The following is a 5,875-nucleotide window of genomic DNA, read 5'->3' as shown; positions in this document are numbered from 1 at the left end:
GGCAGATCGCTACTTACCACGAAGGCATCGACAACCCCAATGGCGTCCTGGCCGTGAGTGACGGTTTGCTTTATACTGAAAGCGGAAAACTACAAAAAATCGATGCCCAGAAAAACGTAACTACCCTGGCCGAAGGCATGGACAAAAGCACCGACGGCATCGAGGAGGTTAGTCCCGGTGAGTACATCGTTTCCTGCTGGGCGGGGGAAGTTTATCACGTAAAAGACGGCACAGCGACGAAGCTGCTGGACACCAAAGACATCGAGAGCAACACCGCCGACATCGGCTACGACGCGGCGAAAAAGATCGTGTACGTGCCGACGTTCTTCAAGAATAGCGTAGTGGCTTATCAGTTGAAGTAACACTTCGGCTGGTACGCCAGCCCGGTCCGCTCAATGTGACAAGGCTTTCAGCAAAATAAAAAGGGGAATGGTACACAATGTACTATTCCCCTTTTTTGCAAGAACGAAAAGCCAATAGCCATTCGCCGATTGCTGATCACCCTTACAAATTCTTCTTCTTCAACTCCTTCACTGCGTGGTCGGCGGCGCGGGCCGTGAGTGCCATGTACGTCAGTGAGGGATTTACGCAAGAGGCCGAGGTCATGCACGCGCCATCGGTCATGAAAACGTTCGGCACGGCGTGAACCTGGTTATGGGCGTTCAGGACGGAGGTTTTGGCGTCGCGGCCCATGCGGGCAGTACCCATTTCGTGGATCGCCATACCGGGGTACGAACCTGTGTCGTAGGGATTCACGTTTTTCAGGCCAGAGGTTTCAAGCATTTCAGCGGCATCGTTGGCCATATCCACCCGCATTTTCTTCTCGTTCTCTTTGAATTCTGCGTCAAAAACGGGCAATGGCATTCCCCATTTATCCTTATCGGTAGGGTGAAGGTACATCCGGTTCTCGTAATATGGCAGCGTTTCACCGAAAGCGATCAGGCCCATGGTCCACGGGCCGGGCTTCGTGGCGGCGTCCTTATAGGTAGCCCCGAAGCTTAGCTCGGCGACGTTGTGCTTCCAATCACCGCGGCGGCCTCCGCCCTGATAGCCAAAACCCCGCACGTAGTCGCGCTTGTCTTTACCAATGTTGCGGTAGCGCGGGATGTAGATGCCGTTGGCGCGGCGTCCGTAATAGTACTTGTCCAAATCACCTTCCCATTTGCCACCCGCACCGACGTGAAAATGGTGGTCCATGAGATTATGTCCCAATTGCTCCGAGTCATTACCCAGGCCGTTCGGAAATCGGTTGGAGGTGGAGTTAAGCATAATCGCCGCCGAAGCCATCGCGCTGCCGCAGACGAAAATGATTTTGGCATTATACTCGCGCTCATCCATCGTCTCCGAGTCAACTACCCGCACGCCCGAGGCGCGTTGCTTGTTCTCGTCGTAAAGAATCTCCGCCACGATGGAGTCGGGCCGCAGCGTCAGTCGACCCGTTGCAGCAGCGGGTGGCAGGGTACAGGATTGGGTACTAAAATAAGCACCGTATGGGCAGCCCAGTCGGCATTTGTTACGATACTGGCAGGGCGCACGGCCTACGCCGAGTTGCTCCTTGCGGGCTTCGGAGAGGTTGGCCACTCGGCCTATCGTCATCGTGCGGCCCGGAAAGTTTTTCTCAATGCGTTTGCGGACTTCTTTTTCTACGCAAAACATTTCCATCGGGGGCAAAAACTCGCTATCGGGGAGTTGCGGCAGGCCCAACTTCTCCCCCGAAATGCCCGCAAATTTCTCTACGTAAGAGTACCAGGGCGCGATGTCCTTATATCGAATAGGCCAGTCAACGGCAATGCCTTCCCTGGCATTGGCCTCGAAGTCGATATCCGACCAGCGGTAAGACTGCCGTCCCCAAAGGATCGACTTGCCGCCCACAATATTTGGCCGGAACCAGTCGAAACGCTTGGCTTCGTGGTAGAGCGCGTCAATGTCCTTCATCCAGTAGCCGTCCGTCGTAGCGTCGTAGAAGCCGTCACGGGTCAGCTTGGGGTGATCCTCCTTTTGCTGCATCGTCATCAGGCCTGCGTGCTCGAACTCCCAGGGCGCTTTGGTAGCGTTTTCGTAATCTGTAACATGGTCGAGCTTGCGTCCGCGTTCGAGCATTAGCACGGTCAAGCCCTTTTCAGTGAGTTCTTTGGCGGCCCAGCCCCCCGTGACGCCCGAGCCGATGACTATGGCGTCGTAGGTATTGTCCTTTGTGACTTTTGTATTTAGGTTTGACAAGTTTTAGTTTAAAGTTTAAATGTTGAAACGGTCGGCCGTCGCCGAGTTTAATTTTGCCCTATCAAATTTAAAAGCCAATAGTCGGCAGCTGATACCCGACAGCCACTTATCCCAACGCCCACGCCTTCTGCCCAGGCTTCAGAGGAATACAAGCTTCCAACCGACCGGGAGCCTCAATGTACTCCAATGCCTTGGTAGCCCCAATTTCGGAGGTAAAGTACCCAATGGCGGTAAGCCGCTTCATGTCCTTAAAAAATTCTTTATCCGTCTCGATCAACTTCTTCACCATCGCTACCTTCTGGTCGTTACTAATCGCCGCGAAGTTTTTGCCATAGGCGGCTTTACTATCGCTATCGAATTTATCCAGCGAAGCATAGAAGGCCTTTTGTTCTTCCAGCGGTGTGCAGTCTCGCATGACGCGGATGATGAATTGCTCAGCTCCGGCAGCTTTGGCACCCGGCGTGTCGGTAGTTGGAATGATGACATCGGCCAGTTCGGCCAATAGTTTTTCTTGCTGCGGCGTGGCGTAAACGCTTTCGCCAAAGTGGGTTTTCTCGCCCAGAATGCCGGACACAACTGGCCCGGAAAGCGCGATGCCGCCCATTAGCATACTAATTCGCTGTACGGCATCTCTGCGGTTCATTTTCATGATATGTGATTTTGATTCTGGATATTAGATATTGGATTCTGGATTGCCGATAGCCAACCGCCCCCTAAATATTCTTCTTCTTCAACTCCTTCACTGCAAAATCAGCGGCGCGGGCGGTGAGGGCCATGTACGTTAGCGAGGGATTAACGCAGGAGGCCGAAGTCATGCAGGCGCCGTCGGTCACGAAGACGTTGGGTACGTCGTGTACCTGGTTGTTGCCGTTGAGAACCGAAGTCTTGGGGTCGCGCCCCATCCGGGCGGTACCCATCTCATGGATTGCCATGCCCATGAACGACTCTCCTTTGTTGATCCGAACGTTTTTCACCCCGGCCGATTCGAGCATTTCGGCGGCGTCGTTTTGCATATCCACGCGCATTTTCAACTCGTTTTCCTTGTACTCAGCGTCAAACACGACCAGCGGCATCCCCCATTTATCGGTGTCTTTGGGATCGAGGTACATTTTGTTATCGTAGTAGGGCAAGGTTTCACCGAATCCGCCCAGGCCCATGCTCCACGGCCCCGGCTCGGTGGCTTCCTGCTTATAGTCGGCCCCGAAACTCAGTTCGGCTACGTTGTGCATCCAGTTGCCGCGTCGCCCGCCGCCCTGATAGCCGAAGCCGCGCAGGTAGTCGCGCTTGTCGTTGCCGATGTTGCGGTAGCGCGGAATGTAGATACCGTTGTTGCGGCGCCCGTAGTAGTATTTATCTAAGTCGCCCTCCCACTGTCCACCGGCACCCGTACGGAAGTGGTGATCCATCAGATTGTGGCCGAGCTGCTCGGAGTCATTACCCAGGCCGTTAGGAAAACGGTTGGAAGTAGAATTGAGCAAAATCGCCGTAGAAGCCATCGACGAAGCACACACGAATATGATCTTGGCATTGTACACCCGCACATCCATTGAACCAGAATCCACAACGCGGACACCAGTGGCGCGTTTCGAGTTCTCGTCGTATATCAGGTTGGTCACCACCGAGTCTGGTCGCAGAGTGAGCAGGCCTGTTTTGGCGGCGGGTGGCAGCGTACACGATTGGGTGCTGAAATACGCTCCGTACGGACAACCCAAATTACACTTGGCGCGGTACTGACAAGGCGCGCGACCAATTCCCATCTGCTCCTTTTTAGCTTCGGAGAGGTTAGCCACGCGTCCAATCGTCATATTACGACCTGGAAAGTTTTTTTCGATCCGTTTGCGGACTTCCTTTTCCACGCAGAACATCTCCATCGGGGGCAAGAAATCGCTGTCGGGTAGTTGGGGCAGCCCCAGCTTCTCACCCGAAATGCCGGCGTGTTTTTCTACGTAAGAATACCAGGGAGCAATGTCCTTATAGCGAATAGGCCAGTCCACCGCGATGCCTTCCTTGATATTTGCCTCGAAGTCGATGTCCGATAGACGGTACGATTGCCTTCCCCACAAGATCGACTTGCCACCCACGATATTGGGGCGGTACCAGTCGAAGCGCTTCACCTCCTTGTACATCGAGTCGGCGTCGTCCATCCAGTAGCTCTCCGTCAGCTCATTGTAAGGATAATCGCGCGACAGCTTGGGGTGTGATGCCACTTGCTCATTGGTGAGCTTGCCATTATAGCGAAACTCCCAGGGTGGCTTGGTGGCATTTTCGTAATCAGAGACGTGGTCTAGCTTCCGCCCGCGCTCGAGCATGATGACTTTCAAGCCCTTTTCGGTCAGTTCTTTGGCGGCCCAACCGCCCGTGACGCCCGAGCCAATGATGATGGCGTCGTAGGTATTTTCTTTTGTGGCTTTGGTGTTTAGGTACGACACTTTTATTTTTATTTGTGAAAATTAAAAATGATTGACTTTTCAACTGTCAACTGTCAACTGTCAACTGAAAAGAGGACGATAGTTAACGACTATACCCCTGATTTCTGATTTTTTCCAGCCGTGCGGCTAGCACTTTTGCTTTTGCGGAGTTCTTTTGCGACAAATCCATCATCTCACCAGGGTCAGTTTTCAAATTGTATAGCTGCCCGCTCGGCTTTCCCGGCTCCGCCTTTACCCGCTTGGGCCCAGTAAAGCCGCCGGAGCCCAACGCCTCGACGTACTTCCAGTCGCCTTCGCGCAGGGCCAGCATCCCGTCGCCCGACTGATGTATAATGGACTCCCGCACTGGTTTTGTACTTTTTCCCGCCCACACGGGCCAGAAGTTAAAGCTATCCTCGGCGGTGTTTTTATCCAAAGACGCACTCACGATGTCTGCCACCGAAGCAAATACGTCCGTCAGACATAACGCTTGGTCGGTTTGCGAACCGGACTTGATTTGGCCCGGCCATTTGACAAAAAACGGCTCACGGTGGCCGCCTTCGTAAATGTCAGCTTTCATGCCGCGCCAGTCGGCATTAGCGCGGTGGTTGAACTGGTCGATTTCCGGTTGCTTCCAGTAAGCACCGTTGTCGGAGGTAAAAATGATTAAGGTATTGTCGGTTAGATTAAGGCTATCCAGCAACGCCACGATGCGTCCCACAGCGGCGTCGGTTTGGGCGACAAAATCTCCGTACAGACCAACCTGTGAACTACCTTTAAAAGGAGACACAGGTACCCAGGGCGTGTGCGGTGAGTTGAGTGGAAAATATAGAAAGAAGGGTTTGTCTTTATTTTTTTGAATGAAGCCTTCGGCTTCATTGACAAAAGTCGGCAGGGTATTCTCGATGGTAAAATCTTGCGCGATCACGCCGCCGCGATGGAAGCGGTTGATATGACGACCTTCCGTCAATTCCGGCTCGCCCGCGTAGGGCTGCATCGGCAGACCCGGCACCTGACCGTTCTTGACAAAACAGTACGGCTCCATATCCAGCGAAGCCGGAATGATGAACGAGTAGTCGAAGCCTGCCAGCTTGGGGCCGAGGGCCGTTTTGCTGAAATCTACGTTGCTACCGTCGGGATAAACGCCGCCCTTGTCTACTTTTCCTCCCGCGTCTTTGGGTTGCCAGTCGAGGCCCAAGTGCCACTTGCCCACGCAGGCAGTTTGGTAGCCTTTCTTCTGCAACATC

4 protein-coding genes and 1 pseudogene are annotated in these 5,875 nt (G+C 53.8%); 1 reads left to right on the top strand and 4 read right to left on the bottom strand.

Annotated features, from left to right (window positions below; all coding sequences use genetic code 11):
* Positions 1–362: pseudogene (locus ACEW8P_RS12985) on the top strand (ATP/GTP-binding protein); the annotation flags it as partial.
* A gap of 142 nt (positions 363–504) precedes the next feature.
* Here ACEW8P_RS12985 and ACEW8P_RS12980 read toward each other — a convergent pair.
* The 4 genes from ACEW8P_RS12980 to ACEW8P_RS12965 form a co-directional block, all read right to left on the bottom strand.
* Positions 505–2,220 carry a GMC oxidoreductase gene (locus tag ACEW8P_RS12980; RefSeq protein WP_373513502.1) on the bottom strand — a complete coding sequence of 572 codons (1,716 nt, stop codon included), beginning with the start codon at positions 2,218–2,220 and terminating at the stop codon, positions 505–507.
* Positions 2,221–2,326: 106 nt separating this feature from the next.
* Positions 2,327–2,863, bottom strand: a complete 537-nt coding sequence (locus ACEW8P_RS12975) for a gluconate 2-dehydrogenase subunit 3 family protein (protein ID WP_373513501.1) — start codon at positions 2,861–2,863, stop codon at positions 2,327–2,329.
* 70 nt (positions 2,864–2,933) lie between these two features.
* Positions 2,934–4,529, bottom strand: coding sequence for a GMC oxidoreductase (locus tag ACEW8P_RS12970; RefSeq protein ID WP_373513503.1), 1,596 nt, complete (start codon positions 4,527–4,529; stop codon positions 2,934–2,936).
* A gap of 202 nt (positions 4,530–4,731) precedes the next feature.
* The coding region (locus ACEW8P_RS12965; protein WP_373513500.1) for an arylsulfatase at positions 4,732–5,875 on the bottom strand (1,144 nt) is incomplete at its 5' end.

Source organism: Persicitalea sp., assembly GCF_041751555.1.
In the GTDB taxonomy this organism is placed as follows: Bacteria; Bacteroidota; Bacteroidia; order Cytophagales; family Spirosomataceae; genus Persicitalea.
Note: the sequence above shows the minus strand (reverse complement) of the source record. Positions and strands in the feature narration are given on the sequence as shown.